Below are 15,238 nucleotides of genomic sequence, written 5' to 3'. Positions count from 1 at the left end.
ATCAGCCTGTGACATACTTGTTCTATTATTATCTACCGCCCAATCTAGGTGTCGGACGTGGTGGAAAAGGGAAGTGATAACACCACCTCCCTCTTTCAAGCTTAACGCATGAGCCTAAGACTCATTAGCCTAAATTAAAGCTCAATACCTGGGCTAAACGTTGCTGGAAGTTGAGTTTCACCGCCTTCCATTGAAGCCATAGGATAAGCACAGTAGTCCGCCGCATAGTAAGCACTTGGGCGTAGGTTGCCTGAAGCACCCGGACCACCAAATGGTGCATCACCACTTGCGCCTGTTAGCTGACGGTTACGGTTAACAATACCCGCACGGATATGGTCAACGAAGTATTCCCATTCAGAATCATCTGTTGATACTAAGCCAGCAGATAAACCAAAACGAGTGTCGTTAGCTAGCTCAACCGCTTGCTCTAGTGACTGGTAACGAACAACTTGTAGCAATGGACCGAAGTACTCTTCATCCGGCAGTTCAGCAATGTTGGTTGCATCGATAATACCCGGAGAAACAAACGCCGCTTGACCCGCTTTTGCTTCTACTAGGCTGACACCGCCTAACGATTGTAGATTCGCTTGCGCGTCCAGAATGAACTTAGCCGCAGCTTCAGAGATTTGCGGCCCCATAAAGGGTGCTGGTTCAGCGAATGGCTGATCGACACGAATCTTTTGCGTCGCTGCGACCAGCTTATCGAGTAGCAGATCACCCTTCTCGCCAACAGGCACATACAGGCGACGAGCACATGTACAGCGTTGACCCGCACTGATGAACGCCGATTGGATAATGGTGTATACCGTTGCGTCTGCGTCACCATATTGGTCACTGATCACCATAGGGTTATTGCCACCCATCTCTAGCGCTAGCATCTTGCCCGGTTGACCCGCGAATTGACGATGCAGGATATGGCCAGTATTAGCACTACCTGTGAACAGCACGCCATCAAGACCTTTGGCATCGGCTAGTGCGATACCTGTCTCTTTAGCGCCTTGTACTAGGTTGATTACACCAGCAGGAAGACCCGCTTCTTGCCATAGCTTCATCGCAAACTCACCCGTCCAAGGTGTCTGCTCTGAAGGCTTAAATACCACGGTATTACCCGATAGCAATGCAGGAACAATATGACCGTTTGGTAAGTGACCCGGGAAGTTATAAGGACCAAATACCGCCATCACGCCTAATGGACGATGACGCAGTACAATCTGGTTGCCTGCCGCTTCACGAGAAGCTTCACCGGTACGCTCATGGTAAGCACGGATTGAGATAGCAATCTTGCCCGCCATCGCTCCCGCTTCAGTGCGAGTTTCCCAAATCGGTTTGCCCGTCTCTTTCGCGATAATCTGTGCGATTTCTTCGCTGTTCTCTTTAACTTTCTCAGCAAAGTTCAACACGATCGCTTCACGCTCTGCAAAGCTCAGTTTTTTCCAAACCAAGAAGGCTTCACGAGCTGCTGCTACTGCAGATTCAACCTGTGCTGGTGTTGCGCTATCACCCTGCCACACTACTTCATTGTTGTATGGGCTTACTGATGTCATGGCGTCACCTTGACCTGCCACCCACTGTCCTGCTATCCACTGAGTCATACTTCTATCCTTAAAATCTTCGACAGATAATCGCCGCTCTTACTGAGCCAACATGCGAACGAATTCGCCTTCTGTTACTTCAAGAGCGCTTGCTACTTCAGATGATAAAATCACTGTGTCGCTTGCTTGGTCATACGCACCTTTCGCGGCTACTGCGCGGAAGTTCTCAAACGAGGTATTACCAATTAGGAAGTCTTTAGAGCTAGAGTGCTCTGCAATTTGAACCTGTGCTCGAATTGAGTAACGCACAGATTCGATGTTTCTTAGATCACACTCAACCGTTGGGCCTGCATCAAAGATATCGACATAGCCACGGTTAGTGAAACCTTCACGTTCCAGCAACTTAAGTGCAGGGCGCGTATTGTCATGTACCTCTCCGATCACCGCTTGAGCTTCTTTGCTCAGTAGGTTCACGTAGATAGGTAGCTTCGGCATTAGGTCTGCAATGAAGCCTTTCTTACCAATACCGGTTAGGTAATCGGCAAGCGTGAAGTCAATCGAGAAGAAGTGCTCTTGCAACCATTGCCAGAAAGGAGAGTTGCCTTCGGCATCCGATACACCACGCATCTCAGCAAAAATCGTTTTTGAGAAACGCTCTGGGTGCTCAGACATGATCAAGAAGCGACACTTAGACATCAGACGACCATTCAATCCACCGCGGAAAGCCGGGCGCAAGAACAGTGTGCAGATCTCACTGCATCCGGTGTAGTTATTACCGAAAGTCAGCAGCTTAACGATGTTATTTACGCCAAGTTTTTGCGATGAGTGAACCACTTTGCTGATGTGGTAAGAGTAAAACGGAACATCCCAGCCAATTGAGGCTTCGATACCTGTGGTACCTGCAACTTCACCGGTTTCGGTATCAAAGCCAACCATTAGGTAGCCTTCATCTCCGGGTTCAGTCACGTCTTGTTTGGCAAAGCTGTATTCAGAGTGAGTAATACGGTTAGTTAACAGTTCTTCGTTAACCGGAAGAGATGTGAATCCGTGACCAGATTCAACCGCGCAGGTATGCAGCGCATCGTAATCAGATAATTTTATTGGGCGAACAACTAGCATCAATATTCCCTCCAGATGCAAAATAGGCCCAAAACCAGAAGCTTGGGCCTTTAGCAGAACGTCATGGGATCGCTCTATTGGCGATCATTCCTATGACGCCGCTCAGGCTAAACTAGCGTAGCGATTGCTTTGTCTAGTTTCGATAAGCCTTCTTCAATTTCTTGTGTAGTAATAACCAGTGATGGCGTGAAACGAACCACGTTTGCACCCGCAACCAGTACCATCAAGCCTTGTTCGCCTGCTGCTACTAATACGTCACGTGCACGGCCTTGCCACTCTTCGTTAAGCGCAGCACCTAGTAGTAGGCCTTTACCACGAACTTCACTGAAGATTTGATACTTGTCGTTAATCTTAGTAAGACCATCACGGAACAATGCTTCACGCTCTTTCACGCCAGCTAATGTTTCAGGTTGGCTAACCACATCAACAACCGCTTCTGCAACAGCACACGCCAGTGGATTACCACCGTATGTAGAACCGTGCGTACCGACTTTTAGGTGTGTTGCCAGTTCAGAAGTCGTCAGCATTGCACCAATAGGGAAACCGCCACCCAGAGATTTAGCCGTGCTCAAGATATCTGGTGTCACACCTAGACCTTGGTAAGCGTAAAAATTACCAGTACGGCCATTACCTGTTTGCACTTCATCAAAGATAAGCAGTGCATTGTGTTTGTCACACAGTTCACGAACTGTGTTCACGAATTCAGAGGTTGGCGAGATGATACCGCCCTCGCCTTGCAGAGGTTCCATCATGATTGCACAAGTGCGATCAGAGATGTGCGCTTCTAGTGCTGCAATATCGTTGTAAGGCAGGTGAGTAACGTCGCCCGGTTTAGGACCGAAACCATCAGAGTAAGCTTCTTGACCACCCACAGTTACGGTAAAGAAAGTACGACCGTGGAAACCTTGTTTGAATGCAATGATTTCAGATTTCTCAGGACCGTGAACGTCCGCCGCCCAACGACGAGCTAGCTTCAAAGCTGCTTCATTCGCTTCTGCGCCAGAGTTGGCAAAGAATACTTTTTCTGCAAAACATACGTCGGTTAGCTTCTTAGCTAGACGCAGTGCAGGTTCGTTGGTCATCACGTTACTTAGATGCCAAATCTTGTTTGCTTGCTCAGTAACTGCGTTAACCATTGCTGGGTGACAGTGACCCAAACAGCTCACAGCGATACCACCAGCAAAGTCGATATACTCTCGGCCTTGTTGGTCCCAAACGCGTGCGCCTTCCCCTTTTACTGGGATCATTTCCATTGGGTTATAACAAGGCACCATCACCTCATTAAACAGACTACGTTCTACTTTTTTTTCCACTGTCATCGTACATTCCTTCTCGATACCGCAAGCTTCGCAAATAAGCGTACTGGTTCATAAGTGAGACAAAGATATTTTCTCTCGCCATAATCCCGCTGCAGCATTATATTTACATTTAATTAACCTTTTCAATAGTAGATTATTCTTTAGCCATCCCTTACAACCAGCTAAACGTCACTACCTATGACTATTTATGCATCAATTAATCTGTTTTATGAAGCTTTTTTTACCTAAACGTATAACCAGCAACAGCAAAGCCTTACTGGCATTGCGGTATATTGGGTTCGAGACGAAATAACGCGAATAATTTTGCATAGGCTAAAAACTTAACCTGACGAGGGAGAAATGTTATAAAAAGTGATCGGCGTCAGAGGGATGAAGACGCGTAACGCCCGAATTTAAACGCTTAACGGGTAATGGAATACGTTTAACTGGCTTATTTAGACGGAGAAAGGGTCAAATTTAAACACTCAGCGTGCTAGGAAGTTAGCGAGAAGCTGGTGTCCTTGCTCTGTTTTAATCGATTCAGGGTGAAATTGGACAGCATCAATTGGCAAGGTTTTGTGTTGATAGCCCATGATCTCATCCATGCTACCGTCTTCAAATTCAGTCCAAGACGTCAGCTCAAAGCAGTCTGGTAATGTGCCGTTTTTCACCACTAAAGAGTGGTAACGAGTCACAGTCAGAGGGTTATTGAGACCTTGAAAAACGCTCTTACCGTTATGACGGATCGGAGAGGTTTTACCATGCATCACTTGTCTGGCTCTCACCACTTCACCACCAAAGACTTGAGCAATGGCTTGATGACCAAGACACACACCTAAGATCGGCAGCTTACCAACGAAGTGTTCAATCACCTGTAGCGAAATTCCCGCATCATCGGGCGTACATGGACCCGGCGAGATAACAAGATGGCTAGGATTTAGCGCTTCGATGCCTGCAATATCAATCTCATCGTTGCGAACAACTTTTACAGTTACCCCTAACTCACAGAAATACTGATACAAGTTATAGGTAAAAGAGTCGTAGTTATCGATGATAAGTAACATGGGTCGAAATCGTTTGCTAAATACTAAAGGATTGGGAGATATAGGGGCGGTATTGTGCAATACCCATGGCGAAAGGCAAGTGGAAACTGCATTTAGCCAATAATTAAGGCCAACCTAAGTTGACCTTAATTGTTTACAGATAGCGCTAAGTTATCTGAATTGGCTTACTTGTATAGCAAGCCAATCTATTTGTGATTGAGCTATTTACGACGACGCCACATTGCTAAGCCAAATAGTGACATCAGAGCACCAAAGCCAAATGAACCACCTACTCGCAGTTCAAGAACTGCAGGATCATGATCCGATGAACGGAAGTGATCTTGGTATTTAGGTAGATCGCCTTTGTACTCTCCGTTGTAATCAAACAACGTCGACTCACCACCATTGATGTGCCAGTCAGTTGAATCCACCACCATGCCTTTCAGGCTGTCGCTGATCAACAGGTGATCCAGTGCGCCCACTTCGTCATTGTATGAGTAGCTCCAGCTGTCTGGGTGCTTTTGAGCCACTGCATTAATGTAGCCGTAGTTCTTAGTAATCACCGCACCGCTGTCACCAAACTGCTCAACGCCATCAATGTAAGTATTACGAGCTGCTTTGATCTGCTTGCCGTATTTCTCTTCCGAGTAATCGGTTAGCACCAGCATTGGATCTTCCATGCCGTACGAGTTCATATCACCCAGAATCACTTTGTGACCTTTGATGCCATCAAGCGCTTCACCCAGTGCCACCGCCGCTGCCACACGGAAGTTCTCACATGAGCCTTGCTTATCGGCATCAACACCACCTTGACCGCCCTGCTCAATCGGTGCTGCATCTTCCCAACACTTAGAACCTTTCGATTTAAAGTGGTTAATCGCTACGGTGAGTTTCTCTTTGGTTCCTTTAACTTTAAAGGTTGGCGCCAATGAGTCACGTTGGTAGTTCTTACCATCTTCAATCACCTTGCCTGAATCGTCTAACACCTCTGGTGCTTGTTGGCTTGGCATCGCGATAACACGGCTGTCTTTAAGCTTCACCACCTTCTTACGATAGATAACACCCGTTGTGATTACGTCAGTACCAATCGAGTCCATCTCGTCGGTTACGCCATCTTCGTTCGAGTCGACAGCCACAAAGGTATAACGGTCTTTCTTACGCTCAATGCGATCATTCAGTTGGTTTACAAGTTGCTGAATGGCAGAGCCTTCACCAAATCCGTTGTTCTCAATTTCCATCAAACCAATGATGTCAGCGTCTAGACGAAGAATCGCGTTCACAATCTTCTCTTGCTGCATTTCAAACTCAGTGATGGTGTTCGCACCACGGTTGTTGCCGTGCTGATTCGCGTCGCCACCAAATGGAGAGTTAAAGTAGTTCAATACGTTGAAGGTCGCGATACGTAGGTCGCCTTCATCCATGTCTGGTTTGTCGGTACGCGGATCGTTACGAACGAAGTTTTCAGCCGAGATCTGGTTAGTCGCAATTAAACGGTACTCACCGTAGCTGTAGGTCAACACGCCTTCTAGGCCAACAATGGTGTCATCAATGCGGATGTAATCTTCTGTTGAACCATCTTGGTCGATATCAGTACGGCCAAAGTCGGGGTAGAAAGGAACTTGGCCATCAGCCGCTTTTTGATCGGTTTCAACGAAAAGACGACGGTCTGCGTTGTCTTCAGTTTGCTGCTTCGCTTCGTCAGATCCCGCGGCGAAAAGCTGATTTGGCTGCATGTTAATACGCTCATGCGCCAGTACCATGTTATTACGACGACCTGCGTAGTCATAACCAAAGGTACGCGTCACACGCATATCAAGCGCTTCGGTTGTTTTCACCAACATACCTTCGTAGCGTTCAAGCGTTGCAGCGAAGTTCTCATCACTGTCTAGCGCTTCAATCGCCGTCGCTTCAGGGGCTTGTTGTTCACCCTGCTTTAGCCATTGGTTGTTTTCAACTTTAAGCTGAGTGTGGCTGTAGTATTCTTGAACCTTACCTTTCACACACACTACATCGCCCGCAGCTAACTCTGAGCTCGACTGGTTAGTATGGATAAATAGGCCTTCAGAAGTGCTTGAGTTGAAATCATCCTCAAGTGCTTGCAGGTAGAAGCCTTTGGTTAGGCCCGTTGTCACTGCGCTAACCACACCTTTTACGAAGTACTCATCGTCGGTGATATACGGGTAGCCATCAATGAATGGCGATGTTGCGCCCTCACCTTGGATTTCTTGAATGGTGGTAAATACTGGGTCAGAGCCATCTTGTGTGCAAGTGAACGCTTCTGGCAGCTCAACACTGTCTGGTGAACCTAGGCCTTCAATGTTGTCTTTTGGTAGCGATACCCATTGCGAAGCATCAAACGTCGCCGAAGGTGTTTGTGTCGCACGAACCAAAGTAACATCTTTGCCCCAGTCCACATCGCCCATCAAACCAACAACATCATGCACCGAACCATCTGCATTCAAGATAGCTAGCGGGTCGTCACCATTATGATTAGCCAATGAAGCATTTAGAATGTCAGCGACCGCCTTAATCTCATCACTAGCACTGGTATGAGCAACAACAAGCACCTCACCGGGCGCTAAAACGTGGCCATCTAAAGGTAAAGTGGCACCCCATGATCCGTTGCCATTAGCAGATTTCGCCAATGAGTAACCATCTAAACTAATGCTGTTATCGCCACTATTGGCGATCTCAACCGCTTTGTTGTAGCTGCCGCCTTCCACATATTGTGAAATAAACAAATCAGCGTGTGCGCTTGTGGTTAACAAGCTACCAATTGCCACTGCTAGCAATGAAGGTTTGTGTAAAAGAGCCATCCGTTTCACCTGAGTTCATTGATTTATAGTCACTGCCATCTATGGGCAGTCATGTATTTTGTGGTAACTATCAGGTTTATTTATGAAAGGAATAAGTCAGTTGGCAAGAAAATGAGGAACTTATCACTTTGGAATCATCAATTGTTTGGCACGTTATATATTTCCAACATATATAGAAATGAGTATGAATTTATAAAGCTCAGAAGTGCTGAATAAGATCATCTGCACAGCATTAATATGATGGATATGCTAATCAGATACTGCGTAAATTATCAATTCAAACAAGGGGGTTTCGAGGAAGGTAAATGGAATGGGCATTAAAAAGCCCAAAGTAAACAAAAGCTACTTTGGGCTCAAATTTTCAAGCGAGTCGTGTTAGTTCACCCTATGGGCGAGTAACAAAACCTACTGCTTCGTATGCTTTTTTCAGTGTCACTGCAGCACGCTCAGAGGCTTTTTCAGCACCGGCTTTCATTACTGCGTCCATGTAAGCACGGTCAGCACGGATACGGTGGTATTCAGCTTGAATAGGCTCAAGCATCTCAACTAATGCTGCGCCTACGTCTTTCTTGAATGGACCGTACATTTCAACGCCTTGGTACTGCGCTTCGATCTCTTCGAACGTTTTACCCGTCGCTGCCGAGTAAAGACCCATTAGGTTAGAGATACCCGCTTTGTTTTCCCAATCGTGAGCAATGCGTGGTGGTGTTTCTGCATCGGTTTGCGCTTTGTTGATCTTCTTGATGATCGACTTAGGCTCTTCTAGCAGAGTAATCACGTTCTTACGGTTATCATCTGACTTAGACATCTTCTTCGTCGCATCTTGCAGGCTCATTACACGTGCATTCACTGTTGGAATGTAAGGTTCTGGTACTTGGAAGATTGGCGTTTCAGGACCGTAGATGTTGTTAAAGCGAGTTGCGATATCACGCGCTAGCTCTAAGTGTTGTTTCTGGTCGCTACCTACAGGCACTTGGTGAGCACCGTAAAGCAGGATGTCTGCAGCCATCAACACTGGGTAGTCGTATAGGCCTACGTTTACGTCGTTTGAGTGACGTGCAGACTTATCTTTAAACTGAGTCATACGACTCAGTTCACCCATTTGCGTGTAACAGTTAAGAAGCCAACCAAGTTGAGCATGCTCTGGTACGTGTGACTGAACAAATAGCGTGCTCTTCTTTGGATCAACACCGACAGCAAGACAGATTGCTAGTGCGTCTAGAGTCGCTTCATGCAGGGCTTTCGGATCTTGGCGAACCGTAATTGCGTGAAGGTCTACAACACAGTATTGGCAATCGTAATCATCTTGCATCTGTTGCCATTGACGTAGAGCACCCAAGTAGTTACCGATACTTAGTTCACCAGATGGTTGAACACCACTCAATACGATGGGCTTGCTCATGGTTTTAATTCCTTTGCTTATTCGCTAAGTTTATTGAACGCTTAGCTTCTTAACTTAAATATAGAAAAGCCGCACAGCTCTTCTGTACGGCTCATCCAGTGTACTCATTGATAAGTATTTTGCTAGTAGGTTAGCTAACTTTTGTCCGCTTTATGCTGAAACTAGAACGACATCTAGTAATTGCGCGACGTTATCCGCGACATAGTCAGGGCTTGATGCTGAAATCGGCTCGCCGTGGTTATAACCGTAAGTCAGACCAAACGAGTGACAGCCTGCATTCTTAGCTGCCTTAATGTCGTTGCTTGAATCGCCAACCATCAGCATCTCTTCCGCTTTAACATTGTGCTTTTCTAGCAACCAGTTCAGCGCGACTGGGTTCGGTTTTTTCTCTGGGAAAGAGTCGCCACCCAACACATCAACAAAGTACTTATCAATACCGTGTTGCGCCAGAACGTCTGGTACAAACTTTGAAGGCTTGTTGGTGACCAGCGCCATGGTGAAACCCGCCTTATCCAGATCAGCCAACGTCTCTTTAACCGATGGGTAAAGGTGACTTAGCTTGTGGCCGCCCTGCTCGTAGAAATCATCAAACAGGATGCGCGCTTTTTTCAGTAGCTCTGGCTCTAGGCTTGGGTCAACCGTCAGGTTACGGCTGAGTGAACGTCCGATAAGAACATCAGCACCATTACCTACGTAGTCGCGAACTTGTTCTTCACTCACTGAAGGGAAGCCCAACTCCTGACAAGCTTGGTCAGCAGCAACGGCCAAATCAGGCACGCTGTCTAACAAGGTTCCATCCAAATCAAAGGCGATCAGTTTTATTGAGCTTAATGACATCTTACTTTCCTATTTATTATGTTCGTCTTATGAGTTGAGCTATAAGACGTAAAAAAGGGGCAAATTAGCCCCTTAATATTCAATCTATCTGTAGTTTTACGATTATGCGTTTACTTTTGCAAGCTCTGCACGCATCTCATCAATCACTTCTTTGTAATCTGGTTGATTGAAGATAGCTGAACCCGCAACGAACATATCTGCGCCCGCTTCTGCGATTTCACGGATGTTATCCACCTTCACGCCGCCATCAATCTCAAGGCGAATGTCACGGCCTGATTCGTCAATTAGCTTACGAACAGCACGTAGTTTATCTAGCGTGTGAGGAATGAAAGATTGACCACCGAAGCCTGGGTTCACAGACATCAGTAGAATCATGTCTACTTTGTCTAGGATGTAATCTAGGCAAGAAAGCGGTGTTGCAGGGTTAAGAACCACACCCGCTTTACAACCGTGCTCTTTGATTAGCTGTAGAGTGCGATCGATGTGCTCTGATGCTTCAACGTGGAAGGTAATCATTGATGCGCCGGCTTTAACAAACTCAGGCACGATGCTGTCTACTGGCTTAACCATAAGGTGAACATCGATAGGAGCCGTAATACCGTAGTCGCGCAGCGCTTTGCAGATAGGCGCGCCAAAAGTCAGGTTAGGTACGTAGTGGTTGTCCATCACATCGAAGTGCACAACATCAGCACCAGCTGCGAGTACTTTTTCTACGTCTTCACCAAGACGAGCAAAATCTGCAGACAAAATCGATGGAGCGATTAGAAAATCTTTCATACCAAACCTCTTAAGAGTGAGTAAATTGCGAATATCACCGCCTTGGTGACATCTCATACACAAATACAAGACTCAATCCCAAGACTATTTGGTGTGCAATTCTACCTAAGCACCTAAGCAGATCCTAGCAGTTCGAAAGATTAGTTTAAGAAAGTATCCGTTGGTCACTCAATTTAATGAGTTTGGCGGATATTCTGACCATTACTGTTCCGCTGATGCGTGCTGCTGGTTTTTCTCTTTATGAAAAAGTGCCAGTAACTCATCAACTTTATTACGGCCAGCGCCATTACGGCTGATGGTGCGTTTCACCTTAACCACGTTCAACTCCGCCCCATGATATAAACGACGAGTTAATGTCGTATCGTGGTTTGAAATCAAAACAGGAATACCGCGTTCCATCGCTGCTTTTTCAGCAACATCCGCCAGTGCAGCTTGGTCATCTAAGCTAAAGCCATTACCTGCGTAAGAGGTAAAATTAGCCGTGTTCGACAGTGGTGCGTATGGAGGATCGCAGTAAACCACACAGCCTTTGCGCGCGCGGCTAAAGGTTTCATGGTATCCCTCACAGACGAAGGTGGCCTTTTTCGCTTTCTCGGCAAAAAACTCCAGCTCAGCTTCTGGGAAGTAAGGTTTTTTATAAGAACCAAATGGAACGTTAAAACCGCCCTTCTTGTTGTAACGACATAGGCCATTGAAGCCAAATCGGTTCATATACAAGAAAGCCAACGAACGATACATGACGTTATCTGTACCATTGAACTCAGCGCGAATATCTAAGAAGGCTTCTTTGCGGTTGTTCTCAGGACAGAACCAGCGCTTCGCTTCCGTGATATAAGTTTCAGGATCGGTTTTAAGTAGGTTGTACAGGTTGATAAGATCGGGATTGATATCTGCAAGCAGGTACTGTTCAAAGTCAGTATTCAGAAATACTGAGCCGGCACCGACAAACGGTTCTACCAATTTACGAGCAGGTGGCAGGTGACGTTGGATGTCTTCAACTAGGCCATATTTACCACCAGCCCATTTTAGAAAGGCACGCTGCTTTTTCATTTACTGCTCTATCTATCAACTCAAAAATAAGGCTGCGGAATGTAACATATTTTGAGGCTAAGCTCAGGGTTATTTCGCACGTTCTATCTCTCGATGCACTTGATTCATCGATTTTGCCCAAGGTTCCAACTGTTGAAGTGGTTTTGATAACACACTTACCGCGTCTCTCGCCACTTGAATCGTTGGGTAATCTTGATAAGTGACAATAAACCACTTGGTGTCGTTGCGAAGTGTTGGGTAAATACGAACCTTGTTCTCAAGGTCATACTCTTCAATGAAAGATTGTACGTCTTCCAATGAGGTCATCGCACTCAACTGCAAAGTATAAGCTCGCGGCGAGATCGCTTGTAACTCTTCGCGAGAAAATGAGAAGGTGATTTTCTTAGTCGGTGGTGTGGACTGGGTTAGGGCTACTGCTTCATCGGCTGAAGGCTGTGACTCCACTTTGTCTGCATCTGACTGCGAACTCACCGCGGCTCCTGTGTTTTCCTCAACAGCCGCATCAATCGCACTGGTATCAGCACTTTCAGGTTTATCATCAAGCAAGGCATCAACCACATCAGAGGTGATTACGACACGTTGCTGATCTTGTGTTGCTTCACCAACACTGGCTGTCTCTTCAACCACAACCGGTGGCAAAGATGAGCTGTCGTCATCAGCACCTTGATAACTCATGTCAGCTTCGGCTTCAGAATCGTCCATTCCGTCGATTCCAGCTTGCTCGGTACCACTTTCCACTTCAAAAGTTGGGATAGCTGTCTGTTCAATCGGAGCGATAAGAGATTGCGCTTTATCGTCAGGGGTTGGTTGACTGAACATCCACCAATAACCACCACCAATTAAAATCAACAACAAGGCCACCACAATCGCGATATTGATGGGTGAGCCAATAATTGAGCGAATAATAATCCTTTTTTCCACTTTCAATTCTCCTAAAGCCATTAACTCACCGGGCAGAGGTTGCGCTTTATTAAACGCACGTCGCACGCGAGTTTCAGACTCATCATCAACATATCGAATCACCAGTGATTCAAAGAAATGTTCAGCTTCTGGTTGCGAAAGGTCATCGATCTCAAGATCGATAGGCTTGTGTTGTTGACCGTAACTCAAACGCGTTAATAACGTATCTAAGTGGCCAGGTTCCGAGAAGAGAACGATATTGATCGCCCATTGAGGGTTTGATTGAGCTTCCAGTACCAACATCCATAATTCGGATACCAATAGCTCAGAAAGTCGTTGGGCATCATCAACGACGATAACCACATTACACGGCTCTCCATCCAGTAACCTTGTCAGGCTATCAGATAAAGAATCATGTTGATTAAACAGGGGATCAGAAACAATTTGGCTAAGAATAAGCGCGCGGCGTTGTTGATCGTCTTGGCTTGGATGACAAAGCAGTAAACACTGATTTTTTTCTGTCGACCATGCTTCAAGATAACGCTGAGCTAACCAAGATCGGCCAGAGCCAGCTTTGCCAGCCACCGTCACAAGGTTTGAACCAAAGTTAGTCAAAAGCTGTAAGCGCTCTAGCAACTCAACTTGAGATTCTAACTCTAATACTCTTAATTCATGAGCCAAACTCATTGGGGATCCCTACTGATAAGATCGATCAGTAAAACGCTTCAGTTGCCTAGAGTTTAGCTAGGCAACCTCACAACCAAATTTAAAGAGTACGGCAGAAATCGATCGCTTGTTTAATGATGTCTTGAGGCACATCAGCAACCACTTCAGCAGTACCAATACTTGTTGGTAATACCAAACGCAACTGACCAGACAGCACTTTTTTATCGCGCATCATGTGCTTCATAAAGTCTTCAAAAGACATGCTTTCTGGCGTATGGATTGGTAGTTTCGCATTCTTGAGTATAGAAATAATTCGCTCAAGTTGCTGCTGAGAGATCAGTCCCTGTAATTGAGCTGTTTTAGCTGCCATTACAGTGCCTGACGACACAGCTTCACCATGTAGCCAATTACCATAGCCTAGTTCTGCTTCAATCGCATGACCAAATGTATGACCTAGGTTCAATAACGCTCTGATTCCTGACTCTTTTTCATCTAGAGCCACCACTTCAGCCTTAATTGCACAACAACGAGCAATCGCGGTAATCAGTGCTTCTTCATCAAGTTGATAAAGTTTCTCTAGATTCTGCTCCAACCAATCAAAGAAGGCTTCATCGTAAATGATGCCGTATTTGATCACCTCAGCAATGCCAGCTGCAAACTCACGCTCTGGAAGCGTTGATAAACAGTTAGTATCGATGATCACAGATTTCGGTTGGTAAAAAGCGCCGATCATATTCTTACCAAGAGGATGGTTTACTGCGGTTTTACCACCAACAGAAGAGTCCACTTGAGAAAGAAGGGTCGTCGGGATTTGAATGAAATCAATACCGCGCTGGTAACAAGAGGCAGCAAAACCGACCAAGTCACCGATTACACCACCACCTAAAGCAATTACCACCACATCGCGGCTGTAATTTCCTTCAAGCATGTAGCTCATCACTGAATTGAACGTTTCAAGGGTTTTGTACTGTTCACCGTCTGGCAGCTCGAGAAGAGATGTCTGACAGCCGACTTGATCCAATAGCGATAAAATTTTATCAGCATAAAGAGGCGCTACTGTCACATTACTGATAACAACAACTTTCTGCTTACCTGATAAAAAAGAAAGGTACGCCGGGTCTTCAAATAACCCGGCGCCAATAGAGATAGGGTAGCTACGCTCAGCTAGATTGACCGTAATCCGTTCCATGGGTTTGCTCTCCGAAAAAATGAACTTAACGTTCTTCTAGCATTTTTACGATCTGGTTGGCTACCACTTTTGCACTTTGGTCGTCAGTACGAACTGTGTAGTCCGCCACTTCTTCGTATAGTGCGTTGCGAGATACAGCTAGATCTTCTAGCACATCACGCGGGTTGTCTGTTTGAAGTAGAGGGCGTTTCTTGTCGCGGTTAGTGCGAGCAAGTTGCTTTTCAATTGTTGTCTCTAGGTATACAACAATGCCTCGTGCAGATAGACGGTTACGGTTTTCTTTGCTCAACACTGAACCACCACCTGTCGCAAGAACAATACCTTGTTCTTCTGTCAGATCATTGATTACAGATTCTTCGCGCTTACGGAAACCTTCTTCGCCCTCAACATCAAAAACCCATGCGATGTCTGCGCCAGTGCGCTCTTCGATCACAGTGTCAGAGTCTAGAAACTCCATATGAAGTTGGGAAGCTAGGTGTCTACCAATTGTACTTTTGCCGGCGCCCATTGGGCCAACAAGAAAAATATTGCGTTTCTCAGCCATGTTTTTAGCAGTAATTTACAACGTTAATTCAATGACATCGCCACAAGGTAGGTCAGTACAAGTAC

12 protein-coding genes are annotated in these 15,238 nt (G+C 46.0%); all 12 read right to left on the bottom strand.

All coding sequences use genetic code 11. From position 1 onward, the window contains the following. Positions 1–134 precede the first annotated feature (134 nt). Entirely contained in the window at positions 135–1,592 is a 1,458-nt protein-coding gene (astD, locus tag OCV19_RS01335) for a succinylglutamate-semialdehyde dehydrogenase (protein WP_017066203.1), read from the bottom strand. Positions 1,593–1,631: 39 nt separating this feature from the next. After that, positions 1,632–2,651 carry an arginine N-succinyltransferase gene (astA, locus tag OCV19_RS01330; protein ID WP_065676541.1) on the bottom strand — a complete coding sequence of 340 codons (1,020 nt, stop codon included), beginning with the start codon at positions 2,649–2,651 and terminating at the stop codon, positions 1,632–1,634. A 107-nt stretch (positions 2,652–2,758) separates the two neighbouring features. Then, complete coding sequence (locus tag OCV19_RS01325) at positions 2,759–3,970, bottom strand: aspartate aminotransferase family protein (protein ID WP_050632386.1); 1,212 nt, start codon at positions 3,968–3,970, stop codon at positions 2,759–2,761. Between the two features lie 464 nt (positions 3,971–4,434). Further along, entirely contained in the window at positions 4,435–5,013 is a 579-nt protein-coding gene (locus OCV19_RS01320; RefSeq protein WP_009848915.1) for an aminodeoxychorismate/anthranilate synthase component II, read from the bottom strand. 200 nt (positions 5,014–5,213) lie between these two features. Then, entirely contained in the window at positions 5,214–7,808 is a 2,595-nt protein-coding gene (locus tag OCV19_RS01315) for an ExeM/NucH family extracellular endonuclease (RefSeq protein ID WP_065676542.1), read from the bottom strand. Positions 7,809–8,193: 385 nt separating this feature from the next. After that, a complete protein-coding gene (gene trpS, locus OCV19_RS01310; RefSeq protein ID WP_016796005.1) occupies positions 8,194–9,210 on the bottom strand; it encodes a tryptophan--tRNA ligase in 1,017 nt (338 codons plus the stop codon). A 150-nt stretch (positions 9,211–9,360) separates the two neighbouring features. Further along, on the bottom strand, positions 9,361–10,047 hold the full coding sequence (locus OCV19_RS01305; protein ID WP_065676543.1) for a phosphoglycolate phosphatase: 687 nt from the start codon (positions 10,045–10,047) through the stop codon (positions 9,361–9,363). Positions 10,048–10,149: 102 nt separating this feature from the next. Next, the gene (rpe, locus tag OCV19_RS01300; protein WP_065676544.1) at positions 10,150–10,824 is read right to left on the bottom strand and encodes a ribulose-phosphate 3-epimerase; all 675 of its coding nucleotides are present in this window, start codon (positions 10,822–10,824) and stop codon (positions 10,150–10,152) included. A gap of 201 nt (positions 10,825–11,025) precedes the next feature. Then, positions 11,026–11,874, bottom strand: a complete 849-nt coding sequence (locus tag OCV19_RS01295) for a Dam family site-specific DNA-(adenine-N6)-methyltransferase (protein WP_048605377.1) — start codon at positions 11,872–11,874, stop codon at positions 11,026–11,028. 69 nt (positions 11,875–11,943) lie between these two features. Next, complete coding sequence (locus OCV19_RS01290) at positions 11,944–13,461, bottom strand: SPOR domain-containing protein (RefSeq protein WP_065676545.1); 1,518 nt, start codon at positions 13,459–13,461, stop codon at positions 11,944–11,946. A 79-nt stretch (positions 13,462–13,540) separates the two neighbouring features. Beyond that, positions 13,541–14,629 (bottom strand): 3-dehydroquinate synthase, encoded by a 1,089-nt coding sequence (gene aroB / locus OCV19_RS01285; protein WP_017061124.1) that lies wholly within the window; start codon positions 14,627–14,629, stop codon positions 13,541–13,543. A gap of 25 nt (positions 14,630–14,654) precedes the next feature. Then, a complete protein-coding gene (gene aroK / locus OCV19_RS01280) occupies positions 14,655–15,173 on the bottom strand; it encodes a shikimate kinase AroK (RefSeq protein WP_017061125.1) in 519 nt (172 codons plus the stop codon). Between the last annotated feature and the right edge of the window lie 65 nt (positions 15,174–15,238).

Origin of the sequence: Vibrio celticus (genome assembly GCF_024347335.1) — a bacterium.
Lineage (GTDB): Bacteria > Pseudomonadota > Gammaproteobacteria > Enterobacterales > Vibrionaceae > Vibrio > Vibrio celticus.
Note: the sequence above shows the minus strand (reverse complement) of the source record. Positions and strands in the feature narration are given on the sequence as shown.

What these genes read in the sequence shown, in the direction of transcription:
- rpe (WP_065676544.1), bottom strand. Translation starts at nt 10,824, where the DNA reads ATGAAAGATTTTCTAATCGCTCCATCGATTTTGTCTGCAGATTTTGCT.
- OCV19_RS01305 (WP_065676543.1), bottom strand. Translation starts at nt 10,047, where the DNA reads ATGTCATTAAGCTCAATAAAACTGATCGCCTTTGATTTGGATGGAACC.
- OCV19_RS01315 (WP_065676542.1), bottom strand. Translation starts at nt 7,808, where the DNA reads ATGGCTCTTTTACACAAACCTTCATTGCTAGCAGTGGCAATTGGTAGC.
- OCV19_RS01320 (WP_009848915.1), bottom strand. Translation starts at nt 5,013, where the DNA reads ATGTTACTTATCATCGATAACTACGACTCTTTTACCTATAACTTGTAT.
- astA (WP_065676541.1), bottom strand. Translation starts at nt 2,651, where the DNA reads ATGCTAGTTGTTCGCCCAATAAAATTATCTGATTACGATGCGCTGCAT.
- OCV19_RS01295 (WP_048605377.1), bottom strand. Translation starts at nt 11,874, where the DNA reads ATGAAAAAGCAGCGTGCCTTTCTAAAATGGGCTGGTGGTAAATATGGC.
- OCV19_RS01290 (WP_065676545.1), bottom strand. Translation starts at nt 13,461, where the DNA reads ATGAGTTTGGCTCATGAATTAAGAGTATTAGAGTTAGAATCTCAAGTT.
- astD (WP_017066203.1), bottom strand. Translation starts at nt 1,592, where the DNA reads ATGACTCAGTGGATAGCAGGACAGTGGGTGGCAGGTCAAGGTGACGCC.
- OCV19_RS01325 (WP_050632386.1), bottom strand. Translation starts at nt 3,970, where the DNA reads ATGACAGTGGAAAAAAAAGTAGAACGTAGTCTGTTTAATGAGGTGATG.
- trpS (WP_016796005.1), bottom strand. Translation starts at nt 9,210, where the DNA reads ATGAGCAAGCCCATCGTATTGAGTGGTGTTCAACCATCTGGTGAACTA.
- aroK (WP_017061125.1), bottom strand. Translation starts at nt 15,173, where the DNA reads ATGGCTGAGAAACGCAATATTTTTCTTGTTGGCCCAATGGGCGCCGGC.
- aroB (WP_017061124.1), bottom strand. Translation starts at nt 14,629, where the DNA reads ATGGAACGGATTACGGTCAATCTAGCTGAGCGTAGCTACCCTATCTCT.